The 22,087-nt window shown below is 38.3% G+C and carries 23 protein-coding genes and 1 riboswitch; of the genes, 10 read left to right on the forward strand and 13 right to left on the reverse strand.

Annotated features, from left to right (window positions below):
* Nucleotides 1-7: 7 nt before the first annotated feature.
* Nucleotides 8-493 carry an 8-oxo-dGTP diphosphatase gene (locus tag AAJG31_RS07140; protein ID WP_259949934.1) on the forward strand — a complete coding sequence of 162 codons (486 nt, stop codon included), beginning with the start codon at nucleotides 8-10 and terminating at the stop codon, nucleotides 491-493.
* 48 nt (nucleotides 494-541) lie between these two features.
* Here AAJG31_RS07140 and AAJG31_RS07145 read toward each other — a convergent pair whose 3' ends face one another.
* From AAJG31_RS07145 to AAJG31_RS07155, 3 genes are all read right to left on the reverse strand, one after another.
* Nucleotides 542-1,057 carry a DUF6886 family protein gene (locus AAJG31_RS07145; RefSeq protein ID WP_279494350.1) on the reverse strand — a complete coding sequence of 172 codons (516 nt, stop codon included), beginning with the start codon at nucleotides 1,055-1,057 and terminating at the stop codon, nucleotides 542-544.
* Between the two features lie 13 nt (nucleotides 1,058-1,070).
* On the reverse strand, nucleotides 1,071-1,811 hold the full coding sequence (locus AAJG31_RS07150) for a class I SAM-dependent methyltransferase (protein WP_259949931.1): 741 nt from the start codon (nucleotides 1,809-1,811) through the stop codon (nucleotides 1,071-1,073).
* A 185-nt stretch (nucleotides 1,812-1,996) separates the two neighbouring features.
* Nucleotides 1,997-3,181 carry a YbfB/YjiJ family MFS transporter gene (locus tag AAJG31_RS07155; RefSeq protein WP_259949930.1) on the reverse strand — a complete coding sequence of 395 codons (1,185 nt, stop codon included), beginning with the start codon at nucleotides 3,179-3,181 and terminating at the stop codon, nucleotides 1,997-1,999.
* Nucleotides 3,182-3,298: 117 nt separating this feature from the next.
* On the opposite strand from AAJG31_RS07155, the gene AAJG31_RS07160 reads away from it, so the two are divergent.
* The 4 genes from AAJG31_RS07160 to solA all read left to right on the forward strand — a co-directional run bounded on the left by AAJG31_RS07160 (nucleotide 3,299) and on the right by solA (nucleotide 8,393).
* Nucleotides 3,299-4,189 carry a LysR family transcriptional regulator gene (locus AAJG31_RS07160; protein ID WP_258860311.1) on the forward strand — a complete coding sequence of 297 codons (891 nt, stop codon included), beginning with the start codon at nucleotides 3,299-3,301 and terminating at the stop codon, nucleotides 4,187-4,189.
* Between the two features lie 194 nt (nucleotides 4,190-4,383).
* A complete protein-coding gene (gene guaD / locus AAJG31_RS07165) occupies nucleotides 4,384-5,751 on the forward strand; it encodes a guanine deaminase (protein WP_259949929.1) in 1,368 nt (455 codons plus the stop codon).
* Between the two features lie 51 nt (nucleotides 5,752-5,802).
* Nucleotides 5,803-7,152: a solute carrier family 23 protein gene (locus AAJG31_RS07170; RefSeq protein ID WP_259949928.1), complete on the forward strand. Its 1,350-nt coding sequence runs from the start codon at nucleotides 5,803-5,805 to the stop codon at nucleotides 7,150-7,152.
* A gap of 125 nt (nucleotides 7,153-7,277) precedes the next feature.
* A complete protein-coding gene (solA, locus tag AAJG31_RS07175) occupies nucleotides 7,278-8,393 on the forward strand; it encodes an N-methyl-L-tryptophan oxidase (protein WP_259949927.1) in 1,116 nt (371 codons plus the stop codon).
* A gap of 42 nt (nucleotides 8,394-8,435) precedes the next feature.
* Here the strand turns inward: solA and AAJG31_RS07180 are convergent, their stop codons facing one another.
* The 4 genes from AAJG31_RS07180 to AAJG31_RS07195 are packed head-to-tail and all read right to left on the reverse strand — an operon-like array spanning nucleotide 8,436 to nucleotide 11,957.
* Entirely contained in the window at nucleotides 8,436-8,999 is a 564-nt protein-coding gene (locus tag AAJG31_RS07180; RefSeq protein WP_259949926.1) for an HAD family acid phosphatase, read from the reverse strand.
* 16 nt (nucleotides 9,000-9,015) lie between these two features.
* Complete coding sequence (locus AAJG31_RS07185; protein ID WP_279494348.1) at nucleotides 9,016-10,101, reverse strand: FAD-dependent monooxygenase; 1,086 nt, start codon at nucleotides 10,099-10,101, stop codon at nucleotides 9,016-9,018.
* Nucleotides 10,098-11,210, reverse strand: a complete 1,113-nt coding sequence (ribD, locus tag AAJG31_RS07190) for a bifunctional diaminohydroxyphosphoribosylaminopyrimidine deaminase/5-amino-6-(5-phosphoribosylamino)uracil reductase RibD (RefSeq protein WP_081011052.1) — start codon at nucleotides 11,208-11,210, stop codon at nucleotides 10,098-10,100. The genes AAJG31_RS07185 and ribD overlap by 4 nt, the downstream gene beginning before the upstream one ends.
* A gap of 15 nt (nucleotides 11,211-11,225) precedes the next feature.
* Nucleotides 11,226-11,957 (reverse strand): GTP cyclohydrolase II, encoded by a 732-nt coding sequence (locus AAJG31_RS07195; protein ID WP_048391249.1) that lies wholly within the window; start codon nucleotides 11,955-11,957, stop codon nucleotides 11,226-11,228.
* 269 nt (nucleotides 11,958-12,226) lie between these two features.
* Here AAJG31_RS07195 and AAJG31_RS07200 point away from each other — a divergent pair, with 269 nt between their 5' ends.
* From AAJG31_RS07200 to AAJG31_RS07215, 4 genes are all read left to right on the forward strand, one after another.
* Nucleotides 12,227-12,862, forward strand: coding sequence for a TrkA C-terminal domain-containing protein (locus AAJG31_RS07200; protein WP_048391250.1), 636 nt, complete (start codon nucleotides 12,227-12,229; stop codon nucleotides 12,860-12,862).
* 158 nt (nucleotides 12,863-13,020) lie between these two features.
* Nucleotides 13,021-14,220, forward strand: coding sequence for a glycine betaine/L-proline ABC transporter ATP-binding protein (locus tag AAJG31_RS07205; protein WP_048391251.1), 1,200 nt, complete (start codon nucleotides 13,021-13,023; stop codon nucleotides 14,218-14,220).
* Nucleotides 14,213-15,067 carry a proline/glycine betaine ABC transporter permease gene (locus AAJG31_RS07210; protein WP_048391252.1) on the forward strand — a complete coding sequence of 285 codons (855 nt, stop codon included), beginning with the start codon at nucleotides 14,213-14,215 and terminating at the stop codon, nucleotides 15,065-15,067. Before AAJG31_RS07205 ends, AAJG31_RS07210 begins: the two co-directional genes overlap by 8 nt.
* 84 nt (nucleotides 15,068-15,151) lie before the next feature.
* Nucleotides 15,152-16,036, forward strand: coding sequence for a glycine betaine ABC transporter substrate-binding protein (locus AAJG31_RS07215; RefSeq protein WP_048391254.1), 885 nt, complete (start codon nucleotides 15,152-15,154; stop codon nucleotides 16,034-16,036).
* Nucleotides 16,037-16,078: 42 nt separating this feature from the next.
* Here the strand turns inward: AAJG31_RS07215 and AAJG31_RS07220 are convergent, their stop codons facing one another.
* From AAJG31_RS07220 to AAJG31_RS07230, 3 genes are all read right to left on the reverse strand, one after another.
* Nucleotides 16,079-16,393 carry a multidrug efflux SMR transporter gene (locus AAJG31_RS07220; protein WP_048391256.1) on the reverse strand — a complete coding sequence of 105 codons (315 nt, stop codon included), beginning with the start codon at nucleotides 16,391-16,393 and terminating at the stop codon, nucleotides 16,079-16,081.
* Nucleotides 16,393-16,734: a multidrug efflux SMR transporter gene (locus tag AAJG31_RS07225; RefSeq protein ID WP_004232293.1), complete on the reverse strand. Its 342-nt coding sequence runs from the start codon at nucleotides 16,732-16,734 to the stop codon at nucleotides 16,393-16,395. The genes AAJG31_RS07220 and AAJG31_RS07225 overlap by 1 nt, the downstream gene beginning before the upstream one ends.
* 126 nt (nucleotides 16,735-16,860) lie before the next feature.
* Nucleotides 16,861-16,957: riboswitch (guanidine-I (ykkC/yxkD leader) on the reverse strand.
* A gap of 30 nt (nucleotides 16,958-16,987) precedes the next feature.
* Nucleotides 16,988-18,130, reverse strand: a complete 1,143-nt coding sequence (locus AAJG31_RS07230; protein ID WP_279494345.1) for a substrate-binding domain-containing protein — start codon at nucleotides 18,128-18,130, stop codon at nucleotides 16,988-16,990.
* A 235-nt stretch (nucleotides 18,131-18,365) separates the two neighbouring features.
* Here AAJG31_RS07230 and AAJG31_RS07235 point away from each other — a divergent pair, with 235 nt between their 5' ends.
* Entirely contained in the window at nucleotides 18,366-18,839 is a 474-nt protein-coding gene (locus tag AAJG31_RS07235) for a YbaK/EbsC family protein (RefSeq protein ID WP_004232289.1), read from the forward strand.
* Nucleotides 18,840-19,031: 192 nt separating this feature from the next.
* Here the strand turns inward: AAJG31_RS07235 and AAJG31_RS07240 are convergent, their stop codons facing one another.
* The 3 genes from AAJG31_RS07240 to AAJG31_RS07250 all read right to left on the reverse strand — a co-directional run bounded on the left by AAJG31_RS07240 (nucleotide 19,032) and on the right by AAJG31_RS07250 (nucleotide 22,078).
* Nucleotides 19,032-19,874, reverse strand: coding sequence for an IS3 family transposase (locus AAJG31_RS07240; RefSeq protein ID WP_066038259.1), 843 nt, complete (start codon nucleotides 19,872-19,874; stop codon nucleotides 19,032-19,034).
* A complete protein-coding gene (locus AAJG31_RS07245; protein ID WP_066038258.1) occupies nucleotides 19,871-20,377 on the reverse strand; it encodes a helix-turn-helix domain-containing protein in 507 nt (168 codons plus the stop codon). Before AAJG31_RS07245 ends, AAJG31_RS07240 begins: the two co-directional genes overlap by 4 nt.
* Nucleotides 20,378-20,824: 447 nt before the next feature.
* The gene (locus AAJG31_RS07250; protein ID WP_279494344.1) at nucleotides 20,825-22,078 is read right to left on the reverse strand and encodes a glutathionylspermidine synthase family protein; all 1,254 of its coding nucleotides are present in this window, start codon (nucleotides 22,076-22,078) and stop codon (nucleotides 20,825-20,827) included.
* Between the last annotated feature and the right edge of the window lie 9 nt (nucleotides 22,079-22,087).

Genomic DNA, 22,087 nt, shown 5'->3' on the forward strand with positions numbered 1-22,087 from the left:
AACAAACTTGGCTGAATTTACAATTTGTTTTCTGAAGAAGGGAGATTATATCCTTTTATTGAATAGAGATAAGCCTCAGTGGATGGGCGCATGGAATGGTGTTGGTGGCAAAATTGAACAGGATGAAACACCATTAGCTGGTGCCTTACGAGAAATTAAAGAAGAAACAGGCATCACGGTTGAGGATATTACCTATAAAGGTAAAATAACATGGACAGATGGGGTTGTTAACTATGGCTGTATGTATGCGTTTATAGCGGAACTACCTGAATCTTTTCCATATGTAACACCGATAAAGGTTGCTGAGGGCATTCTTGATTGGAAGGAGCTTACTTGGATTTTACACCCTGAAAATGTAGGTATTGCGGACTTAAAATATTATTTACCTAAGATGCTCAATGAAACAGCAAACTATGATTATATTTTTACATATCAAGATAAGAAATTAGTCAATATCTCTTCAGCACCAATTGAACAAACACCGACTGTCTAATAATAAATAAGCCTCGTCCATGCAATAGGTGCATAACGAGGCTTGTTTTTAGAATCTTGGTTGTGCAAAGCGCATTCTGCACATGGACCAATTTAAGCTTGTAGTTTGGATTTTATCATGTATTTCCCATAAGCTATCCATGATTCGCAATTCAACATTGCGCTCCAATAACGCTTTAGCTATATCTTTGATCTCTGAGACATGGATGGGCATTTGTGTTATTTCACTCGTATAATAGCCCGCAATATCATCCTGTAAAGTGAATCCATTACTATCAAACTCATATAGGTAAAGACTTGTAGTTTTCAATATTTCTAACCACTTGTTTTCTATGACTACTACATGTGAAGCTTGATGTAGATATTGCTGTCTGTCCTGCTCTGTTGTTTGATCTCCTGCATGAAAGCAGACACGCGGACAATCTCTTGGCGTTAAATAGTTTGGCAGGCATCTTTCGTTGATTGCCCATACTAGCCCTTTTTTGGCATCTAAATCTGGTCGCTCAGGCAGTCGAGGATGAAAAATCATAATAGTAGGGTCTTCACTGACATGAAATAAACTCATGGGTACTTCTCCTTTATTTCTTTAATTTAAAAACAATAAAATCTGCACAATGCAAATCTTCCGCAAATTGAGGGTACTTCCTTAGCATGTCTTGTGATGGCTTGGGCTCTACAATAGTCTCAATAGTAAATCCAGCTTGCCTAATTGCTTGCACATAGCTTGTTAATGTTCGGTGGTATAGAACTATTGGTGGGTCAGCATCTAGCTGGTGATACTCCCCTTCATAAAAATAATGTTGGACTTTCCAATACTGTTGATCTAACTGCTCATGTCTCATCCATCCACTATTTGGTGTCACAAAGCATGGATGTAAAATCGAAAAAATAAAAGTGCTATTAGGTTTTAATAATCGAAACATCTCACATAGAGCAGCCTGATAATCCTCTAAATCTTGGAGAACCATATTTGAAACAATACCATCAAATTGTTCATCTGCTAAAAATGATAAATTTTCACAATTCCCGTGTAAAAATTGAATAGCTTCCTGCTGTGGTGTTCTTTCCATAGCAATGTCTAGCATTTTTTGTGAAAAATCAACAGCTGTTACTCTTGCACCCTTCTTTACCAGTAATCTGCTTAAATAGCCTTCTCCACATCCTGCATCTAATAGATGGTTTCCATCTACCTCACCTAGCAAAGAAAAGATGGTGGGATTTAACAGTACGACACGATGAATATCCCCCTGCTCATCGTAGTTTGCTGTATACCTTTCCGCATATCGATTCCAGCGTTGAATAGCTTGTTCTGTGTTCATTTACAGTCCCCATTTCAAAGTAAAATCGTAACGTTACGTCCTGTGTGCACTTGTCTATTTTTCCATATAAAGAAAAAAATATATAGACTTTTATTTTATTTTTTAATATCATGTAGATAGAGGCACGGCTTCTTTAAGTAAATGATAAAGCCAGAAATCCAAATAGGATTTCTGGCTTTTATGCGTTATATAGAAATTGTATGTTCAGCAACAGCTTCTTTTTTTACAGTTAGCCATCTACCAATTACCATAACGAGCAATGCAAGAAACACTATGACACCAGCAAATATAAGTGCTGCTTTATAGCTACTATAAACTTCAACCAGTTTTCCTGCGATAATCGGTCCGATAATTTGTCCAAAAGCATAAAAGGTTGTTAATAAAGAAACAACGAATCCGCTCTTTGTCGGGAATAGCTGTCGTGCATAGGAAGTAGTTAGCGTGACAATTCCTACAAAGGTTAGACCGAATAAAAAAGATGCTAGTAAAACGCTCCATACCGTTTGTGCAAAAACAGGTAACAGGATACCAACCACTTGCAGTATGTATGCCACAAACAAAATTTTTATAGCTGAAAACTTCTCTAATAAGACCGTCCAAACAGGAGCTGATGGAATAGCCGCGAGCCCCACAATGACCCAGCTATAGGAAGAGTAAGCTTGAAGAGAAGGAATATTATGAATAATATCGACTAAAAAAGTACCTGTAATAATATAGCCTAACCCCTCTAATCCATAGGATAAAATCAGCCATGGCATAAAACCCTTTGTCATTTTTGTATCAAGAGAATTCGTAACTTTTGTGCTGTCTTGCACCACTAAACTTCTCCATAAATAAGAGGTAATAAATAAAAAAATCGCTGATAAAATTCCTAAGCCTAACCATGCACCCTGCCAAGCAAATCTTGCTTCTATAGCAGGTACACATAAACCTGAAATAGCAATCCCTAAGCCTATACCACTAAATACATAGCCAGACCATCGTGATAATGAATGCTTCGCCAAGTAATCCATAATAATACTCGATGTTAACACAAAAATAAGGCCCCCTGTAATGCCAGCAATTAAACGCAGAACTAGCCAGACACTATACACTTCTATTAAGCCCATTAATATAACAGATAGGACATTGGTAACAACACTTGCCATTAAAACATTTTTACGTTGACGATAAATGAACCCTGCCCATAATGCGCCAATGAAATAACCAATATAATTGCTTGAAGCTAAAAAACCAGCCACTTTCAATGAAAATCCTACATCATGACGCATAAAAGGTAGAATCGGTGTGAAGGCAAATCGACTAATCCCCATTGCAACAACTAATAATAAAATTCCTCCAAAGACAATTCCTATATGTTGTCGATTCATGATGAACCCCCCTCTCATATATTCTACTGTAATTAAAAGGATACAGAGCGCAAATTAATAAATCTAATATATAATGTATATAAAAGCATAAAAAAAATTTATGAAAGGTGTAACGACATGAATTTACATGCTCTACGTTTATTTACAAAGGTGGCTGAACTCAATAGTGTTTCCAAAGCGGCACAGACACTTATGATTAGTCAGCCTGCTGTAACCATTCAAATTCGAAATTTAGAGAAAGAACTAGGCTTGACACTGCTAGAAGCCAAAGGTAGGGGCATTTCGCTAACCCAAAATGGTACTTTTTTATACAAACAGGCACAGCGCTTATTTGATCTAGAAACTGATATTGAAAATAAAGTTGAACAGCTTAAAAATACGGGCAATGAAGAATTGCAAATTGCCTCCACACATGTTCCCTCCCATTTTTTACTACCTAAATGGTTAGCTCAATTTAAACAAGTTTATCCAGCAACACATATTCATTTAAAGACCGCCAATTCCCAGCAAGTAATTGAGGATTTACTCCATTATAAAGCTGATTTAGCTTTTATCGTCAAAGAAGATGGACATCATGCTGATATTAATTATCAATTTCTAATGAATTTAGATTATTGGTTTATTGTGCCGTATAACCATCATCTGGCAGGTCAAACAGTATCCCTTGCAGAACTTATGCAGCAGCCCTTCGTCACAAGGGAGGATGGTAGTTCCACAAAAGAATACTTAAATGCCCTATGTAAAGTGCATAAAATTCCTCCACCGAAAGTAGGTTTACAACTAGACGGGATTAATGAATCCATACATGCCATTGCGGCAGGTTTTGGTACAATGCTAGCACCATCCATAGCAGCTTCTAGCTTTATTCTACAGCAGCAAGTTGCCCGCGTTTTTATTAAGGACATTGATATCCAACGACCGATCTACCTTTGTACAAGAAAAAATGAATTGCATCACTCCACATCCTTTAATAATTTTCTTCACATCATCAATGAATCGATCATGTAGAAAGAAGGCACTCTCAAATAGGTGCCTTCTTTTGTTATCTATCAACGCTTGTCAAAGCTGTAAAAATGTAGTTAAAAAGGTGCATATATTTCTTTAGTCACCATACTAATATTCGTTTTTTTGTAGACTTAATAGTTTTTATAGCCTATAATAATCCGTGTTATTATCAATAAACGAACATTAAGGTGGTTTTTATGTCTGAATATACGCATATTTTCAAAGGAACAGCTTTTACTAGTAAATCTGCTACTGACGTTCACATTTTAAAGGATTATTTATTTTTCATTAATGCTGAAGGCATGATTGTTAAAACTGTCGCTCCTGAACAAGCTGATTACCAACAACTATTAATTACATATCAAGATCAAAATAACTTCCATGCATTAGCTGAAGGCCAATATTTCCTACCGGGATTTGTCGATTTGCATGTACATGCACCTCAATGGGCACAATCTGGGACAGCTTTAGACATTCCTCTTTACGATTGGTTAAACACATATACTTTCCCTATCGAATCAAAATTCTCCGATTTAGCATTTGCTCAAGAAGTTTATGAGGATTTAGTAAGCACACTACTTGCCAATGGCACAACTACATCATTATATTTTGCGACGGTTCATAAGGACGCCAGTGTACTTTTAGCGAAAATCTGTGCTGAAAAGGGACAGCGAGGATTAGTCGGAAAAGTGGTCATGGACGATCCTGAACAGAATCCTGATTTTTATCGAGATGAAAACACGAAAACCGCATTAGAGGATACAGAGGAATTTATTTTAGCTGTAAAAGATTTAGCCAAAACGACTAAACAGGGTGTTTATCCTGTTGTCACGCCTCGCTTTATTCCAAGCTGTACGGACGGTGCCTTAAAGGGCTTAGGTGAACTGGCTGCGAAATACGATACACATATTCAATCACATTGTAGTGAAAGTGACTGGGAGCACGGCTACGTCAAAGAACGATTCAACAAAAATGATGCCGTTGCCTTACATGACTTTGGTTTGTTAGGTGATAAATCTGTCATGGCTCATTGTAATTTCTTAAGTGATGAGGATGCCCGATTATTTGCTGAAACTGGCACTGCCATTGGCCATTGTCCAATCTCTAATGCCTATTTTGCAAACAGCGTGATTCCAATCGCCCGCTTCCATGCAATGGGCGTTGACATTGGATTAGGCTCAGATGTTTCAGGTGGATTTTCTCCTAGTCTTTTTGATAATGCAAGACAAACTGTTATGTCATCGAGAATGCTAGAGGATGGTGTAGATACAACCATTTCCGCCGAAAAGCGTGGTGTCCCAAATTCACGCATTACAATAAATGAGGCCTTCTATCTTGCGACAGCTGGTGGTGGAGAAAGCTTAAGTCTTCCAATTGGCCGTTTACAGGAAAACTATACATGGGATGTACAAATTATCGATACAAAAATTCCTACTGCTAGGCTTCCGATTTTTGATCCAAATGAAGATTTACACGATATATTCCAAAAAATCATGTATCTTGTACGCCCAGAAAATATTCGCGAGGTATGGGTGCAAGGAAATAAAGTTCATACGAGAGGCTAATCATTCTCTTATTCTCTAATAAAAATCTATCATTTTGAGGTGTACAACTTCGTGGAAACACAACATAGAAAACTAACTAATCAAACAAAACAAACACAATTAACCGTGTTACCAGATGAAAAAATTTCGTTCGGTCAGTCTGCTCTACTCGGTTTACAGCATGTTATGGCTATGGATGTTTATGTGGTGCCCTTTTTAATTGCCATGCTAATCGGTCTACAAACTGGTCAGGCAAGCGCCTTGATTCAATCAACCTTTATTGCAGCTGGGGTCGCGACGATTGTGCAAACACACTTTTGTATGAAATTACCGATGGCACAAGGTCCATCCTATGTTCCACTTGGTGCCATTGTTGGAATCTATGCAGCAAGTGGTAGTGGTGATTTAGGTTGGAGTACTGTGCTAGGTGCTAGTTTAATTGGAGCCATTTTGGTTATTATTTTAGGCTATACAGGTATCTTCAATAAAATTGTCCAAACATTTATTCCACCAATTGTTGGTGGAACGATTATCTTTGTGGTTGGACTGTCCTTAATGCCTGTTGGTTTAAGAGATAATATTTTTAATGGTGCAGGCGCATCCATAAATCAAAACATTTATTTAGCACTTATCTCAGCATTCGTGTTAATTATCTGTGTCATGTTAGGCACAGTCTTCCATCAAAAAGGACGTCTATTCCGAATTGCTTCTGTCATCATTGCCTTAATTGCTGGTAGTATTGCAGCAAATATCATGGATGTTTTAGATTTATCTCCTGTATCGCAAGCCAAATGGTTTAGCATGCCACAAATTCCATTTGCAGATTTTAGTTTTAGCTTTAATATTTCTGCTATTATCACAATGGTCATTATATATATTGTCTTAATGGCTGAAACAACAGGAACATGGTTTGCCATTAGCAATGTCATCGACCAACCTTTAACAAATAAACAAATTAACCGTGGTGTTATTGGTGAAGGAATTGGCTGCTTTATTGCTTCTTTACTTGGCTCCACTCCTGTGACAGGTTACTCAACAAATGCAGGTGTTATCTCTATTACTGGGATTGCGAGCCGTCGTGTCTTTATAGCAGCAGGTATTTGGTTTATCGTCTTCGGCTTCTCTGGTAAATTAGCAGCACTCATCTCAGCAATTCCTTCAGCTGTTATTGGTGGTGTATTTGTGATCGTCTGCGGCATAATAGCCATTAGTGGTTTGCAGGTCATGAAAAATGAACATATTGGTGAAAAGGAAATGTATGTCATTGCAATTCCTGTTATTTTAACGTTAGCTTTGACATTATTGCCTGATGATTTCCTGTATTCCTTACCTACTACCGTGCAGTATTTATTTGGTTCGCCTATTGCAACCGCTGCGCTCGTAGCGATTTTCCTTAATAAAATTTTACCAAGCTCAAAATAGTAGCTATCTCAACGCACAGCATCTCTAGTCCATTCGGATTGCAGGTGCTGTGTCTATTTATTTTCTAAATTTCTGTTTCCTTCCCTATAAATCTGTTATACTAGAGCAAAAAAGTAGGGATTAGAATGGACTATGATGTCATAATAGTTGGTGCTGGCTCCATGGGGATGGCGGCTGGTTACTTTTTAGCAAAGGAAGGAAAAAATGTACTTATGCTAGATGCCTTTACTCCACCCCATGAAGAAGGTAGTCATCATGGGGATACAAGAATCATTCGCTTTGCTTATGGTGAAGGAGCTAGCTATGTACCTTTTGTAAAAAGAGCTGGCGAGCTTTGGCAAGAGCTAGAGTCTTTAGCAAATGAAAGCTTATTTTTACAAACTGGAGTAGTTAATATTGGAGAGCCAACATGTGCCTTTATTCAAAATGTGGAGGCTAGTGCTGCGCTCTATGATTTAGCACTTGAACACTATTCACCTGATGAGGCGATGAACAAATGGCCAGGGTTATTCTTGCCAAAAAATTTAGTTGCTTGCTTTGAACCCACAGCTGGTGTCCTTCGTGTTGAAGCATGTATCCAAGCCTATAAAAAATTAGCCTTGGAGGCGGGTGCAAGCCTCCGAACAAATGAAAAAGTATTGGCTATCCAAGCTGGTGATATTGTACAGGTACAAACAGTACATAATAGCTATAAAGCAAAGCAATTAATAGTAACGGCGGGTGCATGGGCAACAGAATTACTACAAACAGTAGACGTGAGCATACCCGTCACACCAACGCGGAAAACCTTTGCATGGTTTGAGGCAGATGAGCAGCTGTATCGTGATGAAGTTTTTCCAGCCTATTGCTTTGAATTTGCCGATTCAACCTACTACGGTTTTCCAAGTATTGATGGAGCGGGGTTAAAACTTGGACGACACGATGGTGGTGATGTGGTTAATCCAAACGACCCTCTACGTCCGTTTGATGCGTCTGATGCTGTTGACTTACAAAACTTCGTTGATCAGTTTATGCCTCAGCATGGAACGCTTAAATACGGAAAAACATGTAAGTATTCGATGACACCAGATGAAGATTTCATCATCGACTTTTTACCTGAACATCAGAATATTGTGATTGCTGCAGGTTTTTCTGGTCATGGCTTTAAATTTAGTAGTGCCATTGGGGAAGCTCTTGCAGATTTAATTGTAGAAGGCAAAAGTAAACAAGATTTATCTACCTTTAAACTTAGTCGATTTTAGCAAAAAAGGATCGGTACAACGGTTAGTCGTTGCACCAATCCTTTATTTTGTTAACATCGTTTGAAACTCTTGCCAATCATATAAACGTGGAAGATTTACATGCTGGTTATAAGATTGATTCTTTAAGATTACCTTAGTTGTCACATCATGAAGTGTCTCAAGTACTGCTGGTTTATCATCTACATAAATATCTAAAGCAAGCTCTTTTATAATGGCTACTTTTTCTGCATCTTGCATGCCACAAAAAAAATGACCGTCTGTTATGGGAAAGCCCTGTGCTTCCATCCAAGCTTTTGTTTGCGCACAATATTGTTTTGGACGAGATGTAATATAGTAAATGTCATGTCCCTGCTCTGCTAAAGTTTGGAGGGTTTTTAAAGCACCATCAAAAGATGGACAGTCCGTAAAATAGATCTCTTCCAATGCGCTATTCCACATGGCAGAACCCTCCTCATCTGTTAATCCAAATGGTTCATGAATTTCTACTCGTTGTATCGCTTGAAAGGTTTCAAAGGAAACCTTTTTGCCAAGCTTTCTATTATAAAGTAAAAAGGCATGTGCGCGTAAATCAATTAATGTGTCATCTATATCAAAGCCAAACTTCATCTGGTTGTTCGTCCTTTCACGAAGCCTTGTTTATAAAGTTAGAAGCAAATGTCTGCTCTTTTTCAATTTGTTTTGCTAATACTTCCTCAATGGCTTGCTCACGCATTTGTTGAAAATATTGTACGTTAAATTGTGCTAGTGTGTCTTTATTTAGCAATGACGCAAGACAATCTGCATCTTTTAGTGCACTATTCAGTCCAAAAGCGCCTGTTGGTGTCATTGTGTGAACGGCGTCCCCTAGCAAGACAAGGCCCTTTGTCCCCCAACTATTACAATGGCTACTAAAGACATCAAGCAAAACAAAATCCTGCCAGGAAGTTATCTGTGCCTGTACTGTCTTCGTTAATTCTGGAAATGCCTCCACAAGCTGCTGGATAAAGGGTGTAAATGCTAGTTTTCGAAGCTGAGGGAAACTACCTTGCTCAATATTCCAGCCTATTTGAAGATAACCGCCAACTTGTGTAAACAATGACAGCTGCTTATCATTGATGAGTGCCATTTTTATGGATGGTTCCCAATCAGCTGGTGCAGGAATTTTAGCCCACAGTAAATCAAAGCCATGCTTCTGTTTCTGAACATCAATATGTGCTTGCTTACGAATAGTAGAATAACGACCATCCGCACCGATAATTAACTGACTATCGATTTTTATAGGGTTTCCGTTTTTTATCGCCATAACGCCTCTATAATGACCAGTAGCATCCTCAATCAGCTTTGTAACCTTTGTATGTAGCAGGCATGTAAAGTTAGGGAACAGCTGTGCTTTTTGTAAAATTCCTTTTAATAAATTTGCCTGTGGTACATGAATGCCTAAATGTCCTATTGCTTCATCTGGAAGAATTGTTTTAAATGCTCTGCCACCAGCATAATACTCAAGTTTCTCCATTCGTAATATACCGAGTGCCTCGACTGCTTCGAAAAGATGGTGGCTTTTTAAAACAGCCTCCCCTTCCTCATTTAAATGCTCGCCACGAAATGCCTGACCAAGTGCTACATTTTGCTCTAATAAAATCACTGACAGCCCTTTTTTAGCAAGTAGGTAGGATAACAATGCACCAGCAGGACCTGCCCCTACTATACAGACATCTGCTTGATAGTTCACTTTTCTTCACCCTGCTTTGGATAGGCAATAATACGCAAATCCTCGCCTATTTTATCAAATGATGCAAACTCAACATTCCATGCCTCATGCATGAGAGAGGGATTATAGCCAGCAAACGGCGTTAACGATAGATTTCCACCCAAAACTTTAGGTGCTATATATACTACATATTTATCGATTGCACCTTGCTGTAAAAAGGAAGCATTCATTTTACTTCCACCTTCTAGCAAAATATCTGTTATGCCGTGTATATAAAGCTTTTCAAGCATCTCATCAATCTGTAATCCATATTCATTTTTTTGTACGGGTAAAACTGTAACACCTTTTTCTGTAAATAAATGAATTTTTTCTTGGCTTACGTCGTCACTACAAACAAGAATCGTTGGTGCATCCTCTGTATTCAAGACATTTGCATTGTCAGGTGTACGTAGAGAACTATCCATAATAATACGTGTTGGATTTTTTCCATATCCTTCTTTTAGTCTTGTTGTTAAAGAAGGATTATCAGCAATGACTGTACCCACGCCAACTAAAATTCCATCTACTTCATGACGAATATGGTGAACATCCTCACGTGCACCCTCTCCAGTTACCCATTTTGAATGTCCTGTATGCGTAGCAATTTTCCCATCTAGAGTCATAGCAAATTTTGAAATAACAAAAGGACGATGCGTAAGCATATTGTGAATAAAACGCTCATTTAAACGGCGCGCTTGTTGCTCTAAAACCCCCACTTCCACCATTATTCCAGCATCTTGTAGCAATTGGATGCCACGACCTGCTACTGCTGGATTTGGATCTTGCATAGCAATTACCACTCGACTGACACCAGATTCCTTCACTAAATTGGCACAAGGAGGTGTCTTACCATAATGTGAACAAGGCTCTAACGTTACATATAACGTAGCACCCAGTGCATGCTCTCCAGCCATTCGAAAAGCATGCACTTCAGCATGTGGTTCCCCTGCTTTTCTGTGTAAACCTGTACCTACAATCACACCGTTCTTCACGATTACAGCCCCAACAAGTGGATTAGGGTTCGTATTTCCTTTAGCACTAGCTGCTAAATCCAAAGCCAGTTGCATATACTTTTCATCTACATTCATCATCATCGCAACCTCCACCTATTGCTTTTCACGTATATGTCCAGATTTTTCAACTTTCGTTTCTAAATAAAAACGATTCGTCTCTGTCAAACCGCCCCATAAAGGAACATGCCCTTCCGCAGCCATGCCACGAGCCTGTAATGCAGCCAATTTCTTCGGATTATTTGTAATAAGTGTTACTGGTTTGGTACGCAGTGTAGCTAATACCGCAAGTGCTTCGTCATAAGAACGTGTATCATCTGGGAAGCCAAGTGCATGGTTTGCTTCAACTGTATCGAGCCCTTCCTCTTGCAATAAATAAGCAAGAGATTTAGAGAATAGTCCAATACCACGACCTTCATGATCAGCTAAATAAAATATCGCACCACAGCCATGCTCAACTATCATTTTCATAGACTCATGCAACTGGTATCCACAATCACAACGCTGGCTGCCAAATATGTCGCCTGTGTGACAAATACTATGCATTCGGATTAAAGCATCTTCTGAATGGGTAAAATCACCATATACAAGCACAGAGGATTGTTGTAAAAATGCTAAATTAGCAGCGGCTAATCCATCAATGATTTCTTCTTTAGTTAAATTCGCATCAATTTTAAGCCAGTTATACCATTGAAAAGTTGCAGAAAAATCGCCTTGTTTTACAGGTAATTTCACTGGTCCAACTAGGCAAATATTCTCTGTATTTGTATGCTTTACTAACGTCATTTTATCTTTTACTAAGTCCATCACTTTAGTTGTAATTGTCATATTAATCTCCAACCTTCTATAGAAACAGTTGGCTAAATTCACCAACTGAGCACATGTATTTTCACATCACTTACATAACGTAACTTAGTTTATAATAATAACTAAAAAGTGTCAATCGACAGCTATTACTCTTTAATTATAATTATTAGCGATGATAATTTTATTATTACTTTTTCATCATATACTACTAGCTTATGGAGATGCTATTTTTTCTGTGCAGGCTAGTCTATAATAAGCTGTGGTACTGTAATGACGAAAGGAAGTTTAACATGAACTTAGAAAAAAATGTTCAACTAAAGCAACCAAAATATCAACAAATAGCCATTGATCTCGCCTCCAAGATTGTTGAAAGAAAATACAGCATTGGCGATAAAATATATGCAAGATCCTCTCTTGCCAGTCAATATAATGTTTCTGCTGAGACGGCAAGAAGAGCTATTGCCGTTTTGCAAGACTTAGAAATTGTTGAAGCTTCAAAAGGTAGTGGCGTAATTATAAAATCGTATGAAAAAGCGGCTCAATTCGTCAGACAGTTTCATGATGTACAATCGATTCATGAAATACAAAATGAGCTTTTGACAAGTATTCAAAAGCAACATCATGAATTGATTAATTTACAAGACAAGGCAAAGCAACTAATTAGCCGCACAGAGCATTACCGGTCAGTCAATCCGTTCATCCCCTATCAATTAGAAATGACAGCTGATAGTCCATGCATTCATCAAACTGTACAAGCTTTAAATTTTTGGCAAAATACTTCTAGTACTATCGTTGGTATTCGACGTGGCAATGAATTATTACTATCCCCTGGTCCTTATGTCTCATTTGAAGAAGGGGACATTATTTATTTTGTTGGAAATGATGAAAGTTTCGCTAGAGTTCAAAGCTTTTTATACCCAAATTAAAATCCGTTTAAGCGCTGATATAACAGCGTTTAAGCGGGTTTTTTCTTATTTGTCGATTTGACAAAAGTAACAACCCTTTGCTACAGTAAGGTTGTTACTTGTTTATTTTTGGGTATCATTATCCTCACATAGTAATAATCTACGAAAGGAGTGCTTCTATGGAAAAAATTAAAATAGAACACGTATCGAAAGTGTTTGGCAAACATATTCCCCAAGCACTAGAACTCGTTAAGCAACAAAAAAGTAAGACTGATATCTTAAAAGAAACAGGTGCAACTGTTGGAGTATACGATGCAAGCTTTACTGTCAACGAAGGAGAAATCTTTGTTATTATGGGATTGTCAGGAAGTGGCAAATCTACGCTTATAAGGCTTTTAAACCGCCTAATTGAACCAACGAGCGGAAATATATATATCGATGGAGAAAATATTTCTACCATGGGAAAAGAAAGTCTACGGTCTGTACGAAGAAACAAAATGAGCATGGTTTTCCAAAACTTCGGTTTATTCCCCCATCGTACATTACTTCAAAATACCGAATATGGCCTTGAAATTCGAGGTATTTCAAAAGAAGAACGGCAAGCAAAAGCTGAACAGGCTTTAGAAAATGCTGGATTACTCGCTTATAAAGACCAGTATCCAAATCAGTTATCAGGTGGTATGCAGCAGCGTGTTGGTTTAGCACGAGCCCTTGCTAATGATCCTGAAATATTACTAATGGATGAAGCATTTTCAGCACTTGATCCATTGATTCGCAAGGAAATGCAAGATGAGCTACTCGATCTACAACAAACATTGAAAAAAACTATTTTATTTATCACACATGATTTAAATGAAGCATTACGCATTGGGGATCGCATTGCCATTATGAAGGATGGCTCTATCATTCAGATTGGTACGGGTGAAGAAATATTAACCAACCCAGCAAATGATTATGTCAAAACATTCGTGGAAGATGTGGATCGTTCTAAAGTATTGACAGCTGAAAATGTCATGGTACGTCCAGTTTATGTCAATACAGACCTAGATGGCCCTAAAGTGGCACTAAAGCGTATGCGTCAAGAGGCTGTAAGTTTATTAATGGCTGTTGATAAAAATAGACATTTAAAAGGCTATATCACTGCAGACGATGCACTAGCTGCAGCGAAGAAACAAGAGCAAACCGTCCATTCTATTGTGCAATCAGAAGTATTAACTGTTCCACCAGATATGCTACTACAGGATATTTTAGGGATGATTTATAATTCTCCTACTCCTATTGCCGTTGTGAAAGATGGTCGCTTGCTTGGTGTACTAATTAGAGGCGTTGTCATCCAAGCACTGTCAACTAGCGATGAGGAGGCCGAATCACATGAATAACTTTTTAGATAATATTCCAACATTACCACTAGCTCCGTGGGTAGAATCAGCTATGGACTGGTTGACGAGTAATTTTTCAGCGTTCTTTAACTCTATTCAGCAATTCGGAAAACTACTCATGAATCAGGTCACTGATTTATTAATTAGTATCCCAGCCATTATTCTTATACTTCTTGTCGTGATATTTGCCTTCTTCGTTTCAGGCAAAAAGTTAGGGCTTGCTGCATTCTCATTAATTGGCTTGTTGTTTATCTATAACCAAGGATTATGGACTCATCTTATGGAAACAACCACGCTTGTGATCTTTTCCAGTATTATATCCATCATCATCGGTATTCCACTAGGTATCTTAATGTCAAAATCAACGGTAGCTGAAAACATTATTAAACCAATACTAGATTTCATGCAAACAATGCCTGGCTTTGTCTATTTAATTCCAGCCGTTGCCTTTTTTGGTATTGGTATTGTACCTGGTGTCTTTGCATCCGTTATCTTTGCTTTACCCCCAACTGTACGTATGACAAACCTCGGTATTCGTCAAGTACCAAAAGAATTAGTGGAAGCTGCAGACTCCTATGGTAGTACAGCTAGCCAAAAATTATTTAAAGTAGAAATCCCCCTTGCTAAATCAACCATTATGGCAGGGATTAACCAAACCGTTATGCTGTCACTTTCTATGGTAGTTATTGCCTCTATGATTGGGGCTCCTGGTCTAGGACGTGAAGTATTAACAGCCCTTCAACGTACTCAAGTTGGGAATGGCTTCGTTGCAGGATTAGGCTTAGTTATTTTCGCGATCATTATTGACCGTTTAACACAAAGCCTCAATAAAAAGAAAGCATTATAAAAATGTCATCTTTCTTGCTACCATCCATCCTCCGGTGGATGTCGGCAGTTTGGATACAAAATGATGAAGAGAAAGGGAGATTCGATGAAACTGAAAACACTATCAAAGTTAGGAATGGCTCTAGGTCTAGGCTTCATGCTTGCTGCATGTAGTGGAGGCGACTCAGGCTCAAGTTCTGGAAAAAACAGTGATTCTAAGGAGGTAAACCTAGCCTATGTTGAGTGGGATACAGAAATTGCCTCAACGAATGTTGTTGGGCAGGTACTCGAAGATTTAGGTTATGATGTAACATTAACTCCTTTGGATAATGCGATCATGTGGGAGGCTGTCTCGAAAGGAGAGGCTGATGGAATGGTTGCTGCTTGGCTACCACATACACATGCTTCACAATATGAAAAATATAAAGCTGATTTAGATGAGCTAGGTGAAAACCTTGCTGGTGCAAAAATCGGTTTAGTTGTACCAAGCTATATGGATGTCAATTCTATTGAAGATTTATCTAATGAAGCAGATCATACAATCACTGGTATTGAGCCAGGTGCGGGCATTACTGCTGCTACAGAAAAAGCATTAGAAGAATATGATAATTTAGCAGATTGGAACTTTATTACTTCTTCTTCTGGTGCGATGACAACTGCATTATCAAAAGCGCTGAAAGATAAGGAAGAGATTATTGTCACAGGCTGGTCACCACACTGGAAATTTGCGAAATATGATCTTAAATACTTAGAAGATCCAAAGGGTGTATATGGTGGAGAAGAAACGATTAATACATTCGTACGTAAAGGCTTAAAAGAAGATTTACCAGATGTATATTCAGTACTCGATAACTTCCACTGGACAGCAGAAGATTTAGAAAGTGTTATGTTAGAAGTAATGGATGGTAAAGATCCAAAAGATGCTGCGAAAGAATGGGTTGATGCTAATCCAGATAAAGTGGCTGAATGGACAAAAGACGTAAAAAAATAATATAAAAACAGGCACTCCTGCATAAGAGGAGTGCCTGATTAATTATGATAGCAATTTCAACATGATTGCTGCTCCTAATACAAGGACAATACAAACGATGCGTCGCCAGTCCTTAGATTCATTAAAAAACAGCATACCTAGCAGCGCTCCTCCAGCTGCACCAATCCCTGTCCAGATCGCATAGGCAGTACCCATTGGTAATGTTTCCATCGCATAGGCAAGGCCTGCAAAACTTAAGGTGAATGCACCAATCAACAGTCCTAAATTTTTCATACTCTTTGTCTTATTATATTTACTAATCATATATACGCCCAACATTTCACATAACCCTGCAACAACTAATGCCATCCATGCCATTATTCACTCACCTCTTGTTCCTTAGGCTCTCCTGTTACTAGCTTTAAGCCTACAACTCCTGCAAGTAACACAACAATACATATGATTTTTGCTAATTTCCACGGCTCTCCAAATAGCAAGCTATCCGCACATACAGTACCAGCTGTTCCTAATCCGACAAAGATTGCATAAACGGTCCCAACTGGTAGATGCTCACCTGCTTTAATGAGCAAATAAAAACTAATAAAAATGGCAATTGCTGTACCAATCCATTCTAGTACACTTGTTGCATGCTTTAACCCAATGACCCAGCCAACTTCAAAGCAAGCCGCTATAATGACGCTGATCCATTGTTTATTCATCATAAATCCCTCCATTTTATAAGACACGGCCGAATAATTGGATGATCCAACTACTTTTTCAGCATTCGCCAAATGACTTGATTTTAGCCAAACAAAAAAAGCCTGAAGAAACTGTCTTTAAACAGTATCTCCCAGGCTTTTATCCTTCCGTGTCACAAAATCAATTTGTGGTTTTCTCTTGGACCAGACTAGCAAGCGCTACGGAACCCTAGAAAACTTTTATTCGATTATTACTCTTAGTATAGCAAACTATTCAATGATTTTCCACTGGTACGTAACCGACCTTTTCTACCACTGCCTGCCCTTCCTCAGAAAGTATCCAATCAATCAGTTTCTGTACATTTTGATTTTCCGTTCCTGCTGTGATGGCATAAAATTCAGACACTAAAGGATATGTACCATTTTGAATATTTTCTTTTGTTGGTGCTACTCCGTCAATGGATAGTAATTTGATCTTTTTGTTACCAACCATCTCTGTAGAATAATATCTAAACGTAAAGCCCAAGGCATTTTTATAATTTCGATATTGCGACACTTCACGAATGATTCCGCCCATTCCTGATGCAACATCTTCAGTGGGTGCCTCCATGATTGGCGTATTGCCCATCAGCTTTTCTAGTGTCGTTTGGCTTCCACTATCTGCTGGGCGTTGGAAAGCACGAATGGCCTCATCCTCCCCACCCACTTCACGCCAATTAGTTATTTCTCCAGCATATATTTTTTTGACCTGCTCAAGTGTTAAATTATCGATTTTATTTTTACGATGCACAAAAAAGACAAATGCCTCTCGACCAATTGGCGTCATATCAAATGTAAGTCCTTCCTTTTCTGCCTGCCATTCTTGTGAGGTGGACGGGGCTGCCACAAAGATCAAATCAACATCTCCAGCTATTAAATTTTGATAGGCCTCTGGTGTACGACTTACTTGAACTCTACTATTATATGGAGGATATTCCCCTTTGGGATAAGTAGCCTCCACAAAAGCCGCATATAAAGGGTACATGGCTGTTGCACCATCTAGTCGTGGTAATGACTCTGTCAATTGTAAGGAAGCTTTATTTTTCACTATTTCATTGCCAGGAACAAATGGCTGATAGACTGTTACATCAATTTCCGCATCAACAGTGGGAATACTCATTTTATAATAATGTTGAATCGGTTTAATGGCTGCAATCAACAGGGCGATTCCCATGACACCAAATAGCAAGCCCCTTCGTTTTTTTGTGTTGGTCCATTTAAACATACTACATACAATCCAGACAAATAAACAAATGGGTATAGTAAAGACCAAATTAATTAAATGCAGCCCACCACTCAATGTGATCATGAATGCCACTATTAATGTCACAAAGGACAAACCAATTAATATAGATACTATTTGTAATAATCTAAGCATACAAAGACCTCCCTAGTGTAATTTTACACTCCTTACACCAATGGTACCCGAAAGATAAAGCATTCACAACTATATATTCTGAAAATTATGGTAAAATTAATTTTGTCTGGATTTAATGAATGCTTTTTGTATGAAGGTGGTATATCAACTATAGAAAAGGGATCTTTTCGAAAATCTCAAAAAATCTCGACAACCTATGCTAGGGCATAATTGATACAAGTAGGAGGGTGTACATATGGCAATTGAAAAAGTACGTCGCCATTTAGCACAATGGCATGTAGAACACAAAATACAAGAATTAGAAGAAAGCTCCGCAACAGTTGAGTTAGCAGCACAGGCGCTTGGCTGTGAGCCAGAGCGCATAGCAAAATCTTTATCTTTTCTTGTAAATGATGGAGCGATCTTAATTGTGGCTGCTGGTGACGCAAAAATCGATAATGCAAAATATAAAGCCGTATTTGGTACGAAGGCAAAGATGTTATCCAAAGATGATGTGGAGACGATGATTGGCCATGATGTCGGAGGTGTATGCCCTTTTGGTGTGAATGAGGGCGTAGCCATTTATTTAGATGAATCTTTAAAACGTTTTACTACAGTATTTCCAGCGTGCGGTAGTAGTAATTCAGCCATTGAGGTAACCATTTCAGAACTTGAAACATATGCTCCCTATAAAGAATGGATTGATGTCTGTAAAGGCTGGAATGAATAAGGACCAAACGATTGGCGATACTTTAAAAAGTCTCGCCAATTCATGTTGTTGAAAAAAGATAATATCGCTAGGAGAAATAATACCTTTTGGCAAGGTAAGGGTTGATTTCCGTCCTGCAGCGTCCTTTCCAGGGGGCGTCCAATGAGCCGCTTCTCTCACTTACGTGATCTGACCCCAAAAATATAAACTTTTTTACGAAGCTTTTCGATACTCAACGGGACTTTTTCCGTTGAGTTTTCTTTTAATCCGCTCATGATTGTAATAGTAAATATAATCTGCTAATGCTTTTGTAAATTCTACATAGTTTTTAAACGTAGTTGTGTACAGAAATTCTGATTTCAGAATACCAAAAAAGCTTTCTATTACGGCATTATCTAAACAATTTCCTTTCCGTGACATACTTTGCTTGATTTCATGCGTTGTCAATAACGCTTTAAAACGGGGTATTTGATATAACCATCCTTGATCAGAATGAATGATTAAGCCACTCTTTTTCGATAACTTTGTATACGTAAACGCCTTTTTAAAAGACTGTTGAACTAACTCAAAATTAGGTGATTTTGATACCTCATATCCAACGATTTCTCGATTGAATAAATCTAATACAGCCGATACATAGATTTTTTGACCGTTTATTTTAAACTCTGTGACATCGGTTACCCATTTCTGATTGGATGCAGTGGCTTCAAAATCACGTTGGATGACATTCTCTGCGACATAGCCGACTGTCCCTTTATACGAACGGTATTTTTTAGGGCGTACCGTCCCTTTTAAGCCCAATTCTTGCATCAATCGTTGTACCGTTTTATGGTTGATGAAAAAACCTTCATTTCGGAGGGCAAGACAAATACGACGATAGCCATAACGCCCCTTATGGTGATGAAAAAGTGTCTGGATTCGTTCTTTGATCGCCTGATATTTATCTGGTTTTACCCATTTTTGAAGATGATAATAATACGTACTTTTCTTGATTTTTGCCACTTTTAATAGAGCTTGAAGTGGAAATTCCAGCCTTAGCTCATACACAGCTCTCATTTTTTCTTCGGTTTGAATGCTTCCTTTTCTTGAACTAAGGCTTTCAACTTTTTTAAATAGGCATTTTCCATCCGTAAATACTCAATTTCCGCTTTTAACTCTTCCGTTGTTTTTTCATTTAAATCAGACGAAGGTGGTTGTTTTTTTGGCATTGATTGGTGCTCCTTTTCTATTTGATAGAGCACCTTTCCAGCCTTGGACATCCACTGTTTTTTCCATCTCCGAATGGTTTCACGAGAAGGAATATTAAACTTCGCAGCAGTCTGAAGGAGCGAATCGCCCGTCTCTATCAGGTGTTGAATTACTTTTATTTTAAAAGAATCTTCGTAATTCGTGAACCCTTGAGGACGAATAATTCCTTCAATGCCATGGTATCGATATAATTCAATCCATAATCGAACGTACTGTCGATCCCTCTGTAATCTATTGGCAATCTGATACGTACTTTCCTTTTCTTCAATGTAAGCTAGAACTGCGGCTAACTTTTGTTCATCAGAAATCACTAACTGCACCCCCTATATTAGATTTTTTAAGTCCAATATTTTGGGTGCAGTTCACTAAATCCCCTAGGTGTGACGCTGGCTCCTCTCCAATCAACCATTCTGCAAAGTGTCTTTACTTTTTTAATAGTAGCATAGTAATAAATTCGCCCATTATCTGTATTCATAGAGGGGATAAGCTCTTATTTTCAATGTGGAGAAGTGATGAGTGACAAGAAGTGAACACCTTCACTTTATTTGAAAACCTTTGCTAAAAAGATAACACTTTTGTAGGTTGGAGTGGAAGGCTACTTGACTCCCGTGGGATAGCGAGTCAGGCGAAACCCTGCACGGAGCGAAGGAAGCGGTTCGGCGCTCGCCCACAGGAAAGCAAGTAGCCTGCAACGGCAATCCATTTTCACCTTCTAAAAAATTTTATAGGTGGTTTTGTTTTTCAGCACTATAGATTTGCTATTCCTTGTAACCAACGGCTAACCAATGTGAATCCCATTCTGTAATTTGATTGCCTACCCGACAGCTTAAACCACATGCACGATTATCAGCAACAAATGAGCCAATTAGCCACTTCTTAGCACGATATCCTTCTTTTAACTGCACTGTTATACTAGGCATCTCCACATACTGTTGGTAAATAAACAAATTATCATCATAGTGTTTGGATGTGGAAGCATTTACTCTCCGCCCACTTCCTGCGTAAATTTCTACTGTATTTCCCTCACGAGAATAAACAGGCTTCTTGACATAGGGTACATCATCACGAATAAATGGTTCTGCTGTAAGGTATGTAGGAAGCATATATTGCAAAATAGCTGCTTGTTCCTCGGAAGTAAAGAGCAATGGATCATTTCTCCGCTCCCATATTAACCATAATAAGATTTTCGATTGTAATACATAGGCAGCAGGTGGATTAATAATTGCTAGCTGTCGTTTTTTGACAAGCTCTAAAAGATGCAAGCCAATGCGATCACCATCTGCTGCCACATCATCTATTAAAAACTCTACAGGGTGTGCGGGTCTAAATAAAATATCAATTTTCTCCATTGTAGGTGTATAAAGACCTTGTGCTACCTCAGACGTGTCACTAGAAAAGATGATAAGCTCTTGTATAGGCACATACTCAATGTCAAAAGGAATACAGGATTTGATAAACTGTACCTGGCAATACTCTTCGTAGTCCTCTTTCGCTGTTTTTCCTGTGATGACAATCTTCGGCTTTTTGACATTATGTAAATATTGAATGGCAGCAAAAAGAGCGCCCGACAATGCTTTTTGTAAGGCTGTTACATCATTGGGATTTTTATAGCCAAAATGCTGACATAGTGCGTCATTCATCTTGAAGGTTTCTTGTACAAGAAAAGGGGTTTCTCCATTTAACTCTAAACATTTAATGTAGCCCTCCTCTGTACAAATAAAATCAAATCGTGCCAGAATTGATTGCTGCTGTAAATAATCTAATTGAATATATGGGATCATTTCCGGTCGAATACCTAAGGCTAAGAGCTGATCGACCGATAAATGTTTAAATTGTTTCCCGACTTTTAAAAAGATGCGCCAAAGCATTTGTGTTGCATAATGAAGTTGATCAATTTGTTGCTTTGGCAATTCTAAAACATCATATAATGCGTACTCTAAATCCTCAAAGTCAGGAAAGAAGTCAGGGAATTTTGAGTAAAATTCTTGTCGTTGCTGTGTGTGATTCATCATGTTCTTCAC

It is taken from the genome of Lysinibacillus sp. BS3 (assembly GCF_039614735.1).
GTDB classification, from domain to species: Bacteria; Bacillota; Bacilli; order Bacillales_A; family Planococcaceae; genus Lysinibacillus; species Lysinibacillus capsici.

What these genes read in the sequence shown, in the direction of transcription:
- AAJG31_RS07145 (WP_279494350.1), bottom strand. Translation starts at nt 1,057, where the DNA reads ATGAGTTTATTTCATGTCAGTGAAGACCCTACTATTATGATTTTTCAT.
- AAJG31_RS07150 (WP_259949931.1), bottom strand. Translation starts at nt 1,811, where the DNA reads ATGAACACAGAACAAGCTATTCAACGCTGGAATCGATATGCGGAAAGG.
- AAJG31_RS07155 (WP_259949930.1), bottom strand. Translation starts at nt 3,181, where the DNA reads ATGAATCGACAACATATAGGAATTGTCTTTGGAGGAATTTTATTATTA.
- AAJG31_RS07160 (WP_258860311.1), top strand. Translation starts at nt 3,299, where the DNA reads ATGAATTTACATGCTCTACGTTTATTTACAAAGGTGGCTGAACTCAAT.
- guaD (WP_259949929.1), top strand. Translation starts at nt 4,384, where the DNA reads ATGTCTGAATATACGCATATTTTCAAAGGAACAGCTTTTACTAGTAAA.
- solA (WP_259949927.1), top strand. Translation starts at nt 7,278, where the DNA reads ATGGACTATGATGTCATAATAGTTGGTGCTGGCTCCATGGGGATGGCG.
- AAJG31_RS07180 (WP_259949926.1), bottom strand. Translation starts at nt 8,999, where the DNA reads ATGAAGTTTGGCTTTGATATAGATGACACATTAATTGATTTACGCGCA.
- ribD (WP_081011052.1), bottom strand. Translation starts at nt 11,210, where the DNA reads ATGATGAATGTAGATGAAAAGTATATGCAACTGGCTTTGGATTTAGCA.
- AAJG31_RS07195 (WP_048391249.1), bottom strand. Translation starts at nt 11,957, where the DNA reads ATGACAATTACAACTAAAGTGATGGACTTAGTAAAAGATAAAATGACG.
- AAJG31_RS07200 (WP_048391250.1), top strand. Translation starts at nt 12,227, where the DNA reads ATGAACTTAGAAAAAAATGTTCAACTAAAGCAACCAAAATATCAACAA.
- AAJG31_RS07205 (WP_048391251.1), top strand. Translation starts at nt 13,021, where the DNA reads ATGGAAAAAATTAAAATAGAACACGTATCGAAAGTGTTTGGCAAACAT.
- AAJG31_RS07210 (WP_048391252.1), top strand. Translation starts at nt 14,213, where the DNA reads ATGAATAACTTTTTAGATAATATTCCAACATTACCACTAGCTCCGTGG.
- AAJG31_RS07215 (WP_048391254.1), top strand. Translation starts at nt 15,152, where the DNA reads ATGAAACTGAAAACACTATCAAAGTTAGGAATGGCTCTAGGTCTAGGC.
- AAJG31_RS07220 (WP_048391256.1), bottom strand. Translation starts at nt 16,393, where the DNA reads ATGGCATGGATGGCATTAGTTGTTGCAGGGTTATGTGAAATGTTGGGC.
- AAJG31_RS07225 (WP_004232293.1), bottom strand. Translation starts at nt 16,734, where the DNA reads ATGAATAAACAATGGATCAGCGTCATTATAGCGGCTTGCTTTGAAGTT.
- AAJG31_RS07230 (WP_279494345.1), bottom strand. Translation starts at nt 18,130, where the DNA reads ATGCTTAGATTATTACAAATAGTATCTATATTAATTGGTTTGTCCTTT.
- AAJG31_RS07235 (WP_004232289.1), top strand. Translation starts at nt 18,366, where the DNA reads ATGGCAATTGAAAAAGTACGTCGCCATTTAGCACAATGGCATGTAGAA.
- AAJG31_RS07240 (WP_066038259.1), bottom strand. Translation starts at nt 19,874, where the DNA reads ATGAGAGCTGTGTATGAGCTAAGGCTGGAATTTCCACTTCAAGCTCTA.
- AAJG31_RS07250 (WP_279494344.1), bottom strand. Translation starts at nt 22,078, where the DNA reads ATGATGAATCACACACAGCAACGACAAGAATTTTACTCAAAATTCCCT.